Genomic DNA, 17,140 nt, shown 5'->3' on the forward strand with positions numbered 1-17,140 from the left:
TACACTTTTTCCTACACATTAAGCCCTCATAGTTTCTCCGGACTATTTCTTAACCATTATTCTAATCTCACCATTTTTTCTCCATATTTGTTACTGTATCAATCGTTGAATCCCTCCTTATTTCGCTTGTTTCACAACTTTGATTTTCTCTGCTATGCCGTTCTGGATATAATATGCTTCAAATGGTAGTAAGTTCGGTTCTTTGTAGTTTTTATTGCTGACATCGATAACATTTTGATCACCGATTTTACATAGCGCAATTCCGTTTTTCTGTTTCTTAATCGCACCACTAACTTTGTCATAGCCTCGTCCCATCGTACTTGTGTTGCCTGCGATAATGAAGTAAATGCCAAATCTTGGCCCGTTTTCAAGCAAATTAACAAAATCCGTTTCGAGATCACTGCTGATGCCGTTCACGATTAGGTCAAGGTCGGCAATTGCGACAAGAACTGGACGGGCATCTTTCAGGAACTCGGTAGTCGTTGTTAGGCCGCCGCTTTCTTTTTGAACTGCTGCAAAGCCGTCCTGACGACTTTCTAATAAACCGTGAAGTTCTTTAAAGATCGTCGTGATTGTTTCGGTATCATTGCCGTATGCATTAACGTTTGGTTTGTATGCTGCGAAACGAAGCATCGGGTTATCGGTTAAAATGATATCAATTTGCGGATTGACCACCATAACATCGAGCAGTGTTACCATCGTGGATTCAATCAATTCGGCGCGATCGCTCATCACGAGTGTATTTTGATTTTCTTTGTAGTGTAGTGGGATTGGTTCGACGTTTTCAAAATCAACGGCAAACGGCAATTGGCCAGCTGCGAGCATGTTTTGCGTTGATTTCCATGATACGAAATCTTGGAATGGTAGCACTTCTGGCACCATTGGAATTGGGAGTGGGCGTTCGCCTGTCCACGCGGCAGACATTTCTTTCGCTTCTTGCTGGATGGCACTAATGATTTGTAACGTGTCCTCCCCTTTATTTGGCAACGCCGTTTGGAACACAGCGATGTCATCATGTTTCACTAAACCACGACCTGGTAATTCCTCGCTCGTTAAGTCCGTGCGGCCAATGATGCTTCTTGCGTCGGATGCTTCGATTAAATAAAGCGGGATTTGTGTTTTAATATTAGAAAGTAATGGCGTGCGCATCGCATTTTGTTGACCAGCACTGATGACAAGGTTAATTCCGACACCAGCACCTTCACGCGCAATCTGTGTCATAATCTTCTCGAATCCTTCTTGGAACGGCGATTCTTTGACTGGATCGAAATTATCAATAATAATCACGACATTCGGCAAAATTTCTCCGCTCGCTTGTTCGTACATTTCGAGATTGGCAACACCAAACTGACTTAATTTACGTTTACGTATTTTTAACTCGCGATCAAAGCGACGAACGAATTTGCTGACTTTCTCCTCTTCATCAAGCATAATCGTATCAGCAACATGTGGTAACTCGCGCAACGGCAAGAGGCCATTTGTTCCGAAATCAAGCAAATACATGTGCAAGTGCTCTGGATTATGCGCGCGTGCCAAGTCCATCGTCACAGTTTGCAAGAATGTCGATTTCCCATAACCAGGGCTTGAATACACTGCAATATGCCCATCTTTTGATAAATTAACTTCAACTGGACGCTGGTCTTGCATTTCTGGAATATCCATGAAACCAATAATCGGTGCAAGTTCAGATTTCCCTTTTTGCCATGCTTCTTTGTAATCAATCGGATTTAGTTCTGGCAAGAAAATCATATCCTCAAGCGGCGGCAACCACGGACGCGGCAACATCGCAATGTTCGCTTCCTCCGTGTACGCATGAATATAGTCAATTACCGCATCAAGCTCTGATGGCACTTTCGAAATATCTTCTTTATCGCCCAAACCACTCAAATCTTCCGTCAAAATTTCGTACTGGCCGAGATCGTTAATCGCGTAAATCGTTGTATCCACTTGCTCCTGATCGTCTTTATCTGGTACGTAATCCGCTCCACTCCAAGCACTTTGGAACAATTCATAAATTTCGTTATTCCCGACTTGTAAATACGAACGTCCAGGTAACGTAATTTCTGCTGCATCTGGCGTTTTCAAAATTTCATTGGAATCTGACGCGTTTTGTACTTTCAGCGCCAGTTTGAATTTTGAGTTAGACCAGATTTGATCATCGACAACGCCGCTTGGTTTTTGTGTCGCCAAAATTAAATGGATACCAAGTGAACGCCCGATACGCGCTGTTGAAACGAGTTCTTTCATGAATTCCGGTTGCTCACTTTTTAGTTCGGCAAACTCATCGGAAATCAGGAATAAATGTGGCATCGCCTCTGATGCTTCACCTAGTTTATATAATTTTTGATATTGATTAATATGATTAACATCATGCTCGCCAAATAAACGTTGACGCTTTTGTAACTCGGCTTTAATCGAGGCTAGCGCACGCATACTTTGTGCGCCATCCAAGTTCGTAATCGTGCCGAGCAAATGTGGTAAATTTTTAAATAGATTCGCCATACCTCCACCCTTGTAATCGATTAGCAAGAAGGCGACTTCATACGGATGGAAGTTCACAGCAAGCGAGATAATGTACGATTGGATAATTTCCGATTTACCAGAACCCGTCGTACCCGCGACCAAACCATGTGGCCCATGTGCTTTTTCATGTAAGTTCAGATTGACAATATCATCTTTTCCACGCAAACCAAGCGGAACTGCCAAACTCTTATACGTCTCGTTTTTCTCCCAACGCGCGCTAATTCCAAGCTCTTCTACGCGATCGACACCGTACATCTCTAAAAATGTCACAGATTCCGGAATCGAATTTTTCAGGTTCTGCAAATGATTAAGTGGCGCCAATGCACGGCTAACACTCTCTTTATCAAAGTCAGCTGGGAAATGGTCCAACGTAAAGCTACGATTCACAAGCTCGCCCTGCTCCAAAATCACATTCCCATTCTTCGCATCCCGAATGTCGATAACCGTCTTCACGTGCTCTGGCAAACTCTGCATCACGTCCTGCACGAACACAAGCGAAACCCCATATTCACTAGGATCCTCATTGAAAAATTCCATGACTGTGTGATCCATCATCAATTTCTCATCCGTTACAAGCACCACATAGTGCGGCGAAAAATACATCTGTTCCGATTTATTGCCCTTTTCCTCCAAAGTCATCTTGCGCTCTTTCAAAATTTGGTACAATGAGTTCAAAACTTGGTCCCGCGAACGTTCGTGGTACACAAAACCACGCACATTAATATCACGTAAACTCGCATGTGGCAACCAACGCATCCAGTCCCACTGCTCCTTTTCCTCTTCCGGAAAAATAGTAATAAACTGTAAGTCATAATAACTATGGAAAAGCGATGTCTGCATTACCATCAATTGTAACTGCTCAATCACAAGCGCGCGATGCCCAATATAACCAACCGGACCATTCATTAAATCCGTCCCCATTGGCACATCTTTCACCGAATAATACTGCGATTTCAAATCCTTTGCGCTCTCAATCAGTTCATCTTTATCTTGCGTGAATTCCTCCTCTTGGAACTCTATATTAAATGACGTATTCTCCTCGCCAGTACCAACCCGATACTGCAAAAAGTCATGATGAAACATCGTCTTCTCATAGATTCGTGAATCCACCGACAGCGCCATATCACGAATTTCCGTCACTGTTGGAAAATGGTAATGTAGCGAATGCGCCTGTTCCTCCGCTGCAGCGTGAAGTTCCGATGTCTTATCTTTCAAATAACGACGATAACTCGCGTCACGTTCTTTCATATCCGCCTTATATTTTTTGCGATTTTTAAAATACGTTGTAATCGAGAAAATAAGTATTGCACCAGTCATACCCAATGTCATCAAGACAAAGATAGGATTTGGTCGCACAATCATCATCACAATCGACATCGCAATCATAATGAGTGGCGGAACCAAAATCTTCATTATTTCCTCACTCGGTTTTGAAGGCTTAGCAGACGGTTTTGCAATCGTCAAATTATTCTCCGGCGCACGATAAATAATCCGCGGCGACCGATGATAATCCGGATAATCGGCACTAAAAGCATTGTCAGGCGCAACAAGCTGTGCAAGCGTTGCATGAACCCGGCCATCTCCAGCGATAATCTCGATATCCTCCTTACCAATCCGAATCGTCACCCCATCAAAATAAAGCTGATCTCCAGCCGTTAACATGCATTCCGACTCCACACGATAATAGTTATGGTAAACAATCCCGCCGTACACGTTCAATTTAAACGTAGCACCAAGCTCCTCACGAATAAACAGCAAATCCGTCGTTGTTCCCTTGATGATTACATCATTAAAATCTTTCTCACCAAATGTAATCGAATATTTCGTTGTCGTATCAAAAACCTGAGACGCCACATCTTCTGTCAAATAAAACTGGATTTTCTCACCATCAGATGTCTCCAAATTCAGGCGCTCATTCAGCCCAAGCGGTAAATCCCCTAAAAACCATTGCTTCTCGTCCTCATTCCAGCTTACCTGTAATGAATCCACCAAATTCTCATACGTCACAGTGTGATCCAAATCCCCACCAATCGTCACTTCTTTTTTACGATCTAGTTGGCATTTATGTAGCTGGTCACCGTAACTAATCGTCAGTAGTTGTTTCCCCATCTTATTCTACCTCCGATACTGCTTTTGCCTTGTCTTGCTCTTTTTGGTTCGCTTCTTGTTTCGCCATGTCCTCTTTCGTCTTTGCTTCGTCCTCTTTTATCTTCTTAATTTTTTCGTTGAGTGCTTCTTGTTTATCATTTCTAGTAGCTGCCGCCATATCCGTATCTAAATCCAATTGCTCAATCTGTCTCGCTAAATTGTATATCTGCAAATCATTGTCTTTCATTGTAAGTGCAATGTCATTGGCCTTAGTCAACTCAGCTTGACCATCATAAATCCAGTACAACAAGTATTCCTCCGGTGATTTCAATGTTATTTTCTGTGCTACCGTCTTTTTCTGCACATCACTCAATTTCGCGCTCTGTACATACGATTTCGCCAATTCATATTTGCTCGCTTGTGGTAACTTCTCCGGGTCCACCTCACGCAACGTTTCCGTCACTTTTCCATAATCATCCGCAAGAAACGCCTCATTCGCACTGAGTAATGTCTCCTGAAACGGCACTTTTACAAACGCAAAATAAGCAACCGGAGCAGCTAAAACAAGCGTTGCAATAATGAAACCAATTGTCAGCCCCTTAAACAGCCGATAATTTTTCCGCTGCACCATTGTCATTTTCCGATTCACAGCTGCTGTTTCCTTCGTGTAGCTATCCGTTAAAATCGCCTCAATTGCCGCCAAATCTTTAGCTTCAATAATGCTCCGATCAAAATTCGTCCCTTTCGCATTATCCAGCGACCCTGAAATTAGCTCATCAAACGAATACTTTTTCGAAAATAACGCTACAATCAAGCACTTATATTGCTTCAAAAATTTCTCTTCTGTCATCGTATACGGTGGCAACACATCGCGAATCCCGCGATACACCAAATATGGCATCTGATTCACATCAAAAACCATGTTCTCTGGGTGCAAGAAAAACGTGAATCGTGTCTTCAATAGCTCTGAAAAACGCGCCACATTACCGATTGCTCGTAACTTCTCATTTCGTTCCAATTGATATAACGCATCCCATGTCGTTTTTCCGGCCGTATCGAATTGGAAAGACAACGCATCCCCTTTGTCCTCCACTGTCGCAGGTACAAAAAATGTCGAATTTTCCTTCAACAAAGCCAGTTGCCGCATGTCTTTCACTTTTGTTTGTGATTTCGAAAATTCAACGCCCCAAGCCGTCCCATCTATCTGCAAATTATATTCCATCGCATCTACCATTATCTTTTTCGTTATCATTTCTCTCAAAACTCCCTTTTATAAAATTTCAATGATGTCCCCGTCCGTAATCTGAAAATCCGTCAACTTATCATCGTCCGTCAATAATAATTCCTTATTCGCCACTTTAATCGCGCAATGCGACATATTTGGCTGCGACAGCTTCAATGTCTCCACCAAATTCAGCAACAACGCTTTGACCGGCTGGTGCTTCGGGATGCGCAAATCATGCACCCGTCCGCCCCATTTTGTAAAATTTATTGTCACGTTAATATGCGTATCTTGTGCCATCTCTATCTTCCTCTCTTTACTCCCAAACTTTGCGAACAACCATATAAAGCATCGCGCCAACAGCTAAAACAATTCCTGACAAAACCCACCAGATCGTTTTACTCGATTTTTCCGTCTCCTCTTGCCCGAGTGTATTCGCATCTTTTGATTTTGCTGTCGCATCTTGCTCCGTAAACAAAGCTGCTTTCATCAACTGCACCGAATTATCTTTCTGCGATTCACCCGTAAACAGCGCGGCCTTCGTATCGTCCATTTCTTTCTTTTCCTGTGCTTTTATTTCCGCAGCATTTTTCTCAGCTTCCGGCGTGAACAAGGTAATCCCCAATTTTTCAAGCTCGGTTTGTTCCGTATCCATTTCCGCATCTTTCTCTTCATCCGTTTTCGTCGCTCGCTCAAGCTGCATTTCCATTTTTCCATTATCTCCAAGATAGGATTCTTCATCACCTGCTGCTAGAACACTAACAGGAATGAATACTATCGTTCCCACCAAAACAGTGACAAGCACAGAAATCATTCTTTTTTTACACATCATCATCATTTCCTCCTGCTTGTTTACTTCGATGCCAAACGAATAAATTCACAACTATTCCAAGAACTGCAACACCAATTAAACTATACATAATCACAAGCCAATCATCCGTTCGACTCACAAATCCATTTAATAAGTTCTCAATATATTGCAATGGGGAGAGCGAACGAATCGTTGCTAACATAGAATCTTGGTCAATTTTAAGACCCACCGCTTCTGTTAAGAACAAGTATGCAGCTAAAATAGCGAGTAACAAGAACATCCCTATCATGCGTAATTGGCGTAACAAGTATGTTGCAACTAACACGAAAACCAACACAATCAAAATAATAATCCCCATCCAAGATACGAAAATAACGCCTTTCATTTCTAGGAAATAAGCCGAGATTGCACCGATAATCGCACCCTCAATCAGCCCGATTCCAACAGTCATTAACGTTATCGGGGTATTCTGATACGCAAGCGCCATCTCTTCCTCAAAATCATCTTCTTGCTTCCGTTTTCGCTCCTGCGCCGCAATCACATATCCAGTAAATAACGCCACAATAAAGCAAACTAACACAATCAAATAGGGCGTGAATGTATCGCCAGCTGCAATCGTTTCTCCTTTTACTTTCTCTACTGGGCTACTTAAAAAACTATATAATTTCTCATTTGGGCGGTCACCAACGCGACTATTCCCCATCATCGACGCAAAATTGGTAGCAAAATCCTGATCCGTTACTAATTTATTCGCCATATTAGCCGACAATTGCTGTGCTTGTGTTACAATTCCTAAACCGCTATTTTGAATATTTTTAGCTTGCTGATCAATCGCATCAAATGTTTTGTATACATTATCAGCTGCATTCAAGTTTGTCTTAGAGGAATCTGCTAGCGATTTACTTTGCGAAAGCAATCCACTAAATTCGCTCCCTAAGGATAACATTGCAGACTTTTCATCATTGCTATTCGTGATAACAATGCCGCCTTTATCCAACAGCTCCAAGCTCGCTTTGCGCCATGCCTCGACATTTTTGAGGGTTTCTGCAACGCTTGCATTCATTGTCGCTGCCTGTGTCGTTGTATCATTCAAACGCTCCGTTAATATATTCGCATTTTCTTTCGTAATCCCTGTACGCGTTTGAGATTCAGCTACTTGTTGTTGAAATGTTTCTAAATCTCGATGAATAAAACTTGTGACATTATCTGTAATCAGAGTCACCATCATCGCAATTCTGTCTTCAATATTGAACTGATAGTAATACGAATTCTTTTTTCCAGCAGCATATTCCGTCAATGACTTCCCATCTAAATCTAGAGGTGTAACCTTCGCATCGATACCATAATAGGCCTTGAAAAGTGCTGATAATTTGTAATACGGTTTAACATATGCTGCCACATCATCTGCTAGAATCGTTGTGTTCTTCTCGATTGCAGCAATAGTGTCATGCACAGACTTAATCGCTTCATCTCGTTCTTCCGCTGTAATAATGAACTCAGGCCCAAGCTCAATCTTTACCTCTTTAATTACACCTGGTTCCATTGTAGGTGGGATCGGTGGATCGGATTCTGGGTCACCTGGATTTGTCTCTATGTCCCCTTCCTCAATATTTCTCATTTCAAGACTAATTGGGGCAAACAAATCAAAGGAAGGATCTTCCCTACTTGTAAGAGCGTCTGCCTTGATGTAAAGTTTGACCGACAACTTCAAATCAAGCGATGTAGCACTTGGGTTTGATACATCTGGATTTGTTTCACTTGGATCCATTTCAATCGACCATTCTTGAGTGTCCTCATCGTAAGTAATTCGCTTATCTATATAGCTACCATCAGCTTTCGTAAGCCATACTGCGCTGTCAGCTTGACCATCAGGCATTGTAAATCCAGCTGGCAAATTAAAAACTAATTTTTGCGTATTTCCCTCTGTTTGTGACTTTTCAATTTGAAAATCTTGATTAAAATCATAGATGTAGTATTCATTGTTTGGTCCCCATGTAGTAAGGGCCTCAATCTTCTCTTGCTTTAATTGTTCCAGCGCATTTTCGACAGCCTCATACTTTGGAAATGCCTTTGATTTGCTTAACAAGCCTTCAGACCAATCGCCTGAATTAGAGCTAATGTATCTTCTGGCTATTTCAATGACATTGCGCAATTCTTTATAAACCGCTCTTTCTTCTGCCGTCGCATCATCCTTCAACAGATAAGAATCATAATTGGGCACCTCTTTTAGTAACGCTTGTATCTCATTATTAAATCGATTATTTAACGTCTTGTCTGTAAGTTCGTCTAATGTAATCGTCCGATTTCCCTCATTTGAGATATATTTCTGTAAATCACTTTCCACACTGCCACGTAAGCTCTCTCCCATCTTTGTCGTGACTTCCGTGTTTATCATGGTAACCTGCTCATTCACTGCATCCAAATATCGCTGTACACTGTCCACCTGTACCGATAATGTCCGCTCCTCTTCCATCTTCTGAAACTGTTTAAAAATCGCATCATTAGCATTTTTCAGATTAGAAAGTTGCTCCGATACATCCGCGGTTGACATTGCGGTATCATTATTTGACATTTGTTCAGCAAACGATTTCGAAACAAGCGCATTCGCCTCTTGATTCTTCGCAAGTTTCTCCAAAGATTGGAAATAAGTCTCATTCACCTTCGTACCTTCCGCAAGACCTGTTCCAAAACCTTTTAAAATATCCTGTAATCCTTTAAAACTATCTTTAGACATGCCAGTATAATCCTGCACTGTTTTAAATTGTTGCGTATAATTAGACAACGGTGAATTAACGTTCGTATTGTATACAGAACCATACGTTTCTTCTTTATCGACCAACTTCTTGATGCTATCTTGCGCACCGTGAAGATTTGTAAGAATGCTGGCAAAATAAACATCAATAATTTCTTTATTAAAATCTTCTAACACCTTTGCAGCAGCGCGTTCAGCCTCAGCTGTTACATCTTTATTACCAGTCTCACTAATGCGATATGTAATCTTTACTTTCTCTGGATTCTCTGACGTCATCGACATCGCCGCTTCCGAAAAATTGGTCGGAATAAAAATAATCATATCGTACACCCGATTTTTTAAACCATTCTCCGCAAACCCACTAGAAGTCGTTGCCCATTTATGATCTGTTTGTTTTAAAACTTTAGCCGTAAATTTATCACCAAAATCAATTCTTTCACCATCAGCAGTCCGATATCCTGCATCATCATTGACTAGTGCAATCGACATTTTTTTCGTCTCTACACTATCTTCTTTTTTGACAGCATTCTGCTCAAGCGCCAAATAAGACGTTCCAGCAGAAAGAAGCAAAGCCAGTACTAAGAAGGCTAGTACACTCCATTTTATTTTTTTCACACGTATCCACTCCCGTTGCTTTTTATATGTAAGAAGTCTCCCAACTTCGGATTTCCAAATGAATCGTTTAATAAATACTGGAGCTGCCGAAAAGCTCCAGTATTTGATTTTTTAGTTCAAGCCGAAATTGCGCGATAGGTTCGCATCGTTTTCTTCCACTGCATTTGCTGTTTTTGCTAATTGTTGTTCGATTTGGTGCATCAAGTTTGAGAAATCCGTTACTTTCGGTTTCAATTGCGAGAATTGATCATCAAACTTACGGAATGCTTCCCCTTCCCACTCACTGCGCAATTGTTCTTGCAACTGTTCTAACTCTCTTAATATTTGTTCGATGTCCTGTCCTTTGCGGCCGTATGTTTTTGAACGATCGCGTAGCTCCGCGGGACTCATTCTAATTTGTCCTGACATTGTTCCATCTCCTTTTCAAATCAAATGAAAAGGACCGTACATCATGCTGTACGGTCCAAATTAGCAACTGCACAAAGATGCGATATGTATACTTCATGCAATCCCAAATGATAACGCTTTAGTTTAAGCCAAAATTGCGCGATAGGTTCGCATCGTTTTCTTCCACTGCGTTTGCTGTTTTCGCTAATTGTTGTTCGATTTGGTGCATCAAGTTTGAGAAATCCATTACTTTCGGTTTCAATTGCGAGAATTGATCATCAAACTTACGGAATGCTTCCCCTTCCCACTCACTGCGTAATTGTTCTTGCAACTGTTCTAACTCTCTTAATATTTGTTCGATGTCCTGTCCTTTGCGGCCGTATGTTTTTGAACGATCGCGTAGCTCCGCGGGGCTCATTCTAATTTGTCCTGACATGCCATTCAACTCCTTTTTATTTTTTTAGGTCTTGAGATACATAATAGCCTACTGGGCTATATTGCCATTATAGCAAAAAAGAACCAACGTTTGTTGATTGCAAATGTGAAATTTTTGTGAACAATTTCATTTATTTACCTAGAAAAGTTATATACAGTTGAAATTTATATTATTTTTAAAGCAAATAATAAAGAAATAAAATTAATAACTATTTATTCCCTCAATAATCCTATATCATCCAAAGCAATATAAGTAAGATCGAGTTAGTATTACCCCACTCCTTTTATACTATACAATTTCCATATTAATTGTATTTATTTGTTATCACTGCTACTATTAAGCTTGGAGGTGCATTTATGGAGATTAGAAAATGGAACAAATGTGATGCAATACCTTATGAGCTCTTGCTTTTAGCAGATCCAGATAGGTCTGCAATAGATTGCTATTTCTTGCAATCAGACGTATTCTTACTCTTAGAAAGAGAAAGCATATACGGTGTCATTTGTATACAAAACGGAGAAGATTCCTCAGAGATTGTAAATATCTCAGTTTCACCATCTTATCAAGGACAAGGTTATGGAAAAAAACTGATACAACAAGCATTGACACATGCTTTATGGCTACACAAATCTACTTTAATTGTTAAAACTGCTAATTCGAGTATCCAAGCCCTGGCATTTTATCAAAAAAATGGTTTTCGGATGGTTGCCATCATTCCAGACTATTTTACGAAAAACTATGCATATCCCATTTTTGAGAATGGTATTCGTGCTCAAGATCAAATTGTGCTAGCATATTTTTTAAATAACTAGTTATTTTGGAATTATTTTCTTCATATTACCTTTATAATCTGTTTTTTTTTAACAAATTCATTAAACTGTAACATATCGTACTATATTTTATGTGTGAAAGTATAATTTATGACTTTTTTTATTTTGAAAAATCTTTATAATAAGAAGTAAGACCAATCGTTATAGAGAAGGGGAATTTAAATTATGTATGTTGCTGACTTAGTAAAGAATTTTAATGGAGAAAAATTAATTGAAAAAATTACAGAGATGAATATTCCACACAAAACGGCAAGTTTCAAAAAGAATGAGCTCATTGTGGAAGAAGGCAAAATAGATTCCCATTTCTACATAGTAGATTCTGGACTTATTTCTTTTAGCATGACAAACTCGGATAAGCTGCAAGTAATCACACGTTTTTTTAAATAGTAATACTTGGTTTGGGAGCGCAAATTTCTTATTGGACTCTCCTTTTCAATTTAACGTAACTGCTTTGAGAGATTCAAAGATTCGTATTTATAACCGCAATGATATTCTTCGCCTTTTCCAAACAGACTCTGATGGGTTCTGGTTCTTGTATTTTGATGGTTATAATCAAGTTCATGAACGTAATGCCTTAATTGAAATTGCCCACCATGACCCACGTCGCCGCCTTATATCTGCCTTACTTTATATTGCTAATACGGTGGGAATTAAGACAGATGATGGCATTAGCTTTCCACGTGGAATTACACAAAACCATCTAGCGCTTGTTTCTCAAGTACCTAGAACTCGTGCTAACGTAGAACTTCAAAAACTAAGAGAGCAAGGGATTATTCGATTAAAGCCAAAACCAACCGTCATTTTAGACATATTGAAGCTTCGTGAACAACTAGAAATACATCGCACGCCTCGCACAAATGACTAATTAGCTATAAAAATAGAGTGAAAGCTAAAACTGAGCAATTCAGTCATAGCTTTCACTCTATTTTTGATTAGCAAGCCATTCTTTTATTTGCTTCTCATCATCCAAATCACCACGATAACGATCCGTTTCCAAACCACGTGTGTAATAAATAAGCGTTGGAACTACTCGAACACCCATTTGCTCGATAATCATCGTATAGTTCTTATCCGCCTCTCGAGCCTTATCCGTATTATAATAGAAAGCTTGACGATTAGTTGCCCTAAGCGCGCTTTCGAGCTTCGCTTTAAAAGGTTCACAATCAGGGCAAGTCGGCCGCCCAACATAAACATACCCCGTCTTCTTATCCGCAAAAATCTCTTTCATTTGATGATTTGTGATATCCCGCATTGGCTGTTCATTCGCCTCCGCCTTCGTATCTGCCAAATTCTTCGTATGCGTATCCACAATCAACTGTATTCCCACGATAAAAAGCGCCAAAGCCACGATTGTAAGCAAAATAATCTTATATTTTTTCATAAAAGTCCCCCCTAAACACAAAAACGAGCAAAATGCCCGTTTTTTTTAATGCCTTTATCTCTGAATTTAGGAATCTAGAACTAACTACAAATCAGACTTACCGCCGAACCTCGGGGGAGTGAGAAGTGCTTAGATCCTAGGCCACCGAAGCAGAGCGTACATTTGTACGAGAGCATCGGAGCACAGGCTTAACGACGGAGATGAGTGCTTCTCACTCCCCCGGAAGACCCATTTCGGAGATGACAACACTCGCGATACTATCACAAAAACGTTCTGTGTCCTCAGCAGATGCTGCTTCTACCATGACGCGAACAAGCGGTTCTGTCCCAGAAGGACGTACCAGCACACGACCATTTCCATTCATTTCTGCTTCTACCGCTGAAATAGCTGCGTGAACTTTTGCATTTTCTGTTACACCATTTTTATCAGTTACGCGGATATTTACTAATTTCTGCGGGAAAGTTTGCATTTCTGCTGCCAGCTCGGAAAGTTTCTTCCCAGTTTCTTTCATGACATTCACTAGTTGAATACCGGTCAACAATCCATCTCCAGTCGTAATGTAATCTAAGAATACGATATGCCCAGATTGTTCTCCACCCAAGCTGTAGCTTCCTTCTCGCATCGCTTCTACAACATAGCGGTCACCAACCGCCGTCTGGATAGCTTTTATCTCAAGTTCTTCTAACCCTTTATAGAATCCTAAATTACTCATTACAGTGGAAACGATTGTGTTATTTGTCAAACGACCTTGTGCTTTTAAATATTTTGCGCAGATAAACATGATTTTGTCGCCGTCAACAATCTCGCCATTCTCATCTACAGCAATAACACGGTCACCGTCACCATCAAAGGCTAGACCAACATGCGCCTCTTTTTCTTTTACGAATTCAGCCAGCTTTTCAGGGTGTGTAGAACCAACACCTGCATTAATATTAAGGCCAGTTGGTGATGCCCCCATTGAGCTTGTATCTGCATCTAAATCAGCAAACAAATGCGTCGCAAGTGACGATGTAGCGCCATGTGCGCAATCCAAGGCTACATGTAAGCCTGTGAAATTCCCATCAACGGACTGCTTTAGATATTGTAAATATTTTTGTTTGCCTTCGAAGTAATCGCTAACTGTACCTAACCCTTCATCACTTGGGCGCGGCAACTCATCACTCGTTCCGTCTAGCAACGCTTCAATTTCTAACTCCTGACTATCAGATAGCTTGAAACCATCAGAGCCGAAAAATTTAATTCCATTGTCTTCCACTGGATTATGAGATGCAGAAATCATAACGCTTGCCGCGGCCCCTTGTGCTTTTGTTAAATAGGCAACACCAGGTGTAGAAATAACGCCTAGACGCATTACCTCAATCCCAACCGATACCAAGCCTGCAATAAGTGCTGACTCTAACATCTCTCCGGAAATCCTTGTATCTCTCGCCACTAAAACTTTCGGATGTTCTCCCACATGTTTTGTTAATATATATCCACCAAATCTCCCTAAGCGAAAAGCCAATTCTGGAGATAGCTCTTTATTTGCAATTCCTCTAACACCGTCTGTACCAAAATATTTTCCCATTTTATAACTCGCTCCTTCTTCATTAAAAGGTTGGTTGGTCACACTTATTCCTATGTTTGTTTCTATGTCATATATCTTAATGACCAACATTTGATTTGTGTATCTTCCATTATACCTTTTTTTTATTCTTTTTTACACCTAATCTTATGTAAAAGCCCGATTAATGGCCTGCTTTTTGGTTTTCATCGGGCTAATAAATTAGTTAGACGCTTGATTTGATGCGTCTGCAACTTTCTTCGTGACCTGAATTTCTGCTTTTGACTGCGATAGTGTAAATGTAAATTTAGATGGTAATCCGTGGACAACTAGCGGAATCACATGGGTGCCCTCCTGTAAGTTGGACATACTGGCTATGATGTTGAAATCGTTACGACCTAATGAGTCCATATCTTGTTGTGCGCCACTTATCGTGATGCTAACCTTTCCATTTATCGGATTAACAAATGTGGTATTGAAACTCTCGGAATTAACTAAGCCAACGATACTAATAGGTATGTCGGTAAACTCAGTCGATGTTTGTTTCGCTACATCATCTTTGTCATCTTGTTCACTCTTCTTATCCTCTTCTGGTTGTTTATCTGCCTCGGTGTCTTTATCTGGTGGCGTCACATCTGGACTTTTTTCAGTAGGCTGACCAGCGCCCCCACTTGCTCCATCAGAACTCTGGTCACTCTGCTTTTTTCCAGTTGTAATTTTCACCTTCACAGAGGTCGGAGTTATAGATGTTGCACCAGTTGGAACTGGAACCGAGACCTCAAGTGTTTTATCGGTAGTTATTTGTGTCACATCAATCGGTATCGTGATTTGTTCTATCTTATTCGTAACTGATTCAGGAGCAATGACCGTTACCTTTTCATCCTCAGATGTAATACTCGTAATCGTCACTGTCTTGTCTGCTGGATTGCCGCTTTGCTGAAAACGCAATGGGACAGTTTTGCCTATTTTCGAAACTGGGACCGCAACTTCTACTTCACCTGGATTGATTTCAACGTCTAGTTTGTTTAAATTCGCATCAAAAGCACTGATTGTAGCTCTCGTTGTAAAATCACTTTTCTGGTCTTTTTCATCGGAGACAGTAGCTTTCACATAAGCAATTTGATCTAAAATTTCTTGGGAAGCTGTAATTGCAACTCTCCTCGGATCCGTTTTAGACGTTCCTGCTTCATATCCGTCTGCAATAACTGATTTATTTAATTCGACTTCAACTGCGTATTTTTTCGTCACTTTTTCTGCCAACGCTACTTTGGCGGTTGGCGGGTTAACCGTAGCTTTCAAACGATCCGATAAACCTTTTACTTTAATTTTGACACTTTGAGTTCCTATTTTTGCATTGGTAAGATCGATGTATGCAATAACGTTAGGCTGTGTCTTTGCAAGTTGTACCAGACCTTTGGGACCACTAATCGTAACATCCACTGTATCTGGCACACCACTCACATTCATATTGTCTTTATCGTAGTACACTTCCACTGGTACATTATTGATAACATCTACATACACGCCATCCGTCACATTCGTTACGCTTGGACTAGTGGCGGTGACAGAGGTGAATAGAATCGCTGCAAAAATAAGTGAAATAATCCGAACTGACCATTTATTTGTTAAAATACGATCCATCATTTATTACCGCCTCCTTTCCATTTACTGAAAATAGACGGTTTCTTTTGCATTGGAACAACAAGCTCATATTCTAAAATTTCATGCAAACGTTCCGGTGTTACTTCACGGAAAAGTTCGCCACCTTTTGTAATTGAGATGCCACCCGTTTCCTCAGACACTACGACGGTTAAACTGTCCGTAACTTCACTAATACCAAGTGCTGCCCGGTGCCTTGTTCCAAGTTCCTTTGAAAGAAATGGACTATCTGAAAGAGGCAAGTAACCTGCTGCTGCTGCAATTTTGTTGTTTTTTATAATCACTGCACCATCGTGTAGCGGTGTATTTGGAATAAAAATATTAATTAGTAGTTGCGAAGAAATATCTGCATCAAGAGGAATTCCAGTCTCAATATAGTCGTCCAAACCCGTTCCTCGCTCGATAGAAATCAAAGCGCCAATTCGACGCTTTCCCATATAACTGACCGATTTCTCGATAGAGTCAATGAGATGTTGCTGCTCCTTCTCTCGCTTCGATCCTGCTTTTGAAATAAAACTACCTCTACCTAAAGTTTCAAGTGCTCGGCGTAATTCTGGCTGAAAGATAATAATAATAGCCAAGAATCCCCATGTTAATACCTGATCGGTAATCCATTCTACTGTTTGAAGTCCTAAAAAACTACTGACGATTTTTACAACCACGATAATAAAAATACCTTTTAATAGTTGTACCGCTTTAGTACCACGAATCAGCATAATTAATTTATAAATAACGAACCACACTACTAAAATATCAATTACATTTGCTAAATAATGCAAAATCGATCCGTCCGGAATGGTCATAAATTCGCCTCCATTTTCAAAAAAGCAAATTGTAATTCATTTGCTGCTTCTGTGTAATATAAGCTATCAAAAATGCTTATACTTGCCATT

The 17,140-nt window shown here is 40.4% G+C and carries 14 protein-coding genes; 3 read left to right on the top strand and 11 right to left on the bottom strand.

Annotated features, from left to right (window positions below):
• Window positions 1-117 precede the first annotated feature (117 nt).
• From essC to PROCOU_RS13535, 7 genes are all read right to left on the bottom strand, one after another.
• Window positions 118-4,632, bottom strand: coding sequence for a type VII secretion protein EssC (gene essC / locus PROCOU_RS13505; protein ID WP_036073322.1), 4,515 nt, complete (start codon window positions 4,630-4,632; stop codon window positions 118-120).
• A gap of 1 nt (window position 4,633) precedes the next feature.
• Entirely contained in the window at window positions 4,634-5,863 is a 1,230-nt protein-coding gene (essB, locus tag PROCOU_RS13510; protein WP_051994412.1) for a type VII secretion protein EssB, read from the bottom strand.
• A gap of 18 nt (window positions 5,864-5,881) precedes the next feature.
• Window positions 5,882-6,133 (bottom strand): EsaB/YukD family protein, encoded by a 252-nt coding sequence (locus tag PROCOU_RS13515; protein WP_036073323.1) that lies wholly within the window; start codon window positions 6,131-6,133, stop codon window positions 5,882-5,884.
• Window positions 6,134-6,149: 16 nt separating this feature from the next.
• Complete coding sequence (essA, locus tag PROCOU_RS13520; protein ID WP_051994413.1) at window positions 6,150-6,665, bottom strand: type VII secretion protein EssA; 516 nt, start codon at window positions 6,663-6,665, stop codon at window positions 6,150-6,152.
• Complete coding sequence (gene esaA, locus PROCOU_RS13525; RefSeq protein ID WP_036073325.1) at window positions 6,655-10,011, bottom strand: type VII secretion protein EsaA; 3,357 nt, start codon at window positions 10,009-10,011, stop codon at window positions 6,655-6,657. Before esaA ends, essA begins: the two co-directional genes overlap by 11 nt.
• A 111-nt stretch (window positions 10,012-10,122) precedes the next feature.
• Complete coding sequence (locus PROCOU_RS13530; RefSeq protein WP_036073328.1) at window positions 10,123-10,419, bottom strand: WXG100 family type VII secretion target; 297 nt, start codon at window positions 10,417-10,419, stop codon at window positions 10,123-10,125.
• 118 nt (window positions 10,420-10,537) lie between these two features.
• Complete coding sequence (locus PROCOU_RS13535; RefSeq protein ID WP_036073332.1) at window positions 10,538-10,834, bottom strand: WXG100 family type VII secretion target; 297 nt, start codon at window positions 10,832-10,834, stop codon at window positions 10,538-10,540.
• A gap of 356 nt (window positions 10,835-11,190) precedes the next feature.
• On the opposite strand from PROCOU_RS13535, the gene PROCOU_RS13540 reads away from it, so the two are divergent.
• The 3 genes from PROCOU_RS13540 (at window position 11,191) to PROCOU_RS13550 (ending at window position 12,529) form a co-directional block, all read left to right on the top strand.
• The gene (locus tag PROCOU_RS13540) at window positions 11,191-11,646 is read left to right on the top strand and encodes a GNAT family N-acetyltransferase (RefSeq protein ID WP_036073335.1); all 456 of its coding nucleotides are present in this window, start codon (window positions 11,191-11,193) and stop codon (window positions 11,644-11,646) included.
• Between the two features lie 183 nt (window positions 11,647-11,829).
• Complete coding sequence (locus tag PROCOU_RS13545) at window positions 11,830-12,051, top strand: cyclic nucleotide-binding domain-containing protein (RefSeq protein WP_036073337.1); 222 nt, start codon at window positions 11,830-11,832, stop codon at window positions 12,049-12,051.
• Between the two features lie 31 nt (window positions 12,052-12,082).
• Window positions 12,083-12,529: a Crp/Fnr family transcriptional regulator gene (locus tag PROCOU_RS13550; RefSeq protein WP_036073339.1), complete on the top strand. Its 447-nt coding sequence runs from the start codon at window positions 12,083-12,085 to the stop codon at window positions 12,527-12,529.
• A 57-nt stretch (window positions 12,530-12,586) separates the two neighbouring features.
• On the opposite strand, the gene PROCOU_RS13555 is transcribed toward PROCOU_RS13550, so the two are convergent.
• The 4 genes from PROCOU_RS13555 to cdaA all read right to left on the bottom strand — a co-directional run bounded on the left by PROCOU_RS13555 (window position 12,587) and on the right by cdaA (window position 17,050).
• A complete protein-coding gene (locus tag PROCOU_RS13555) occupies window positions 12,587-13,045 on the bottom strand; it encodes a thioredoxin family protein (RefSeq protein ID WP_036073341.1) in 459 nt (152 codons plus the stop codon).
• A gap of 211 nt (window positions 13,046-13,256) precedes the next feature.
• Window positions 13,257-14,612 carry a phosphoglucosamine mutase gene (gene glmM, locus PROCOU_RS13560; protein WP_036073344.1) on the bottom strand — a complete coding sequence of 452 codons (1,356 nt, stop codon included), beginning with the start codon at window positions 14,610-14,612 and terminating at the stop codon, window positions 13,257-13,259.
• A 198-nt stretch (window positions 14,613-14,810) separates the two neighbouring features.
• Window positions 14,811-16,232 (bottom strand): CdaR family protein, encoded by a 1,422-nt coding sequence (locus PROCOU_RS13565; RefSeq protein WP_036073346.1) that lies wholly within the window; start codon window positions 16,230-16,232, stop codon window positions 14,811-14,813.
• Window positions 16,229-17,050, bottom strand: a complete 822-nt coding sequence (gene cdaA / locus PROCOU_RS13570; RefSeq protein WP_036073349.1) for a diadenylate cyclase CdaA — start codon at window positions 17,048-17,050, stop codon at window positions 16,229-16,231. The genes PROCOU_RS13565 and cdaA overlap by 4 nt, the downstream gene beginning before the upstream one ends.
• Between the last annotated feature and the right edge of the window lie 90 nt (window positions 17,051-17,140).

This window comes from Listeria rocourtiae FSL F6-920 (assembly GCF_000525975.1).
Lineage (GTDB): Bacteria > Bacillota > Bacilli > Lactobacillales > Listeriaceae > Listeria_A > Listeria_A rocourtiae.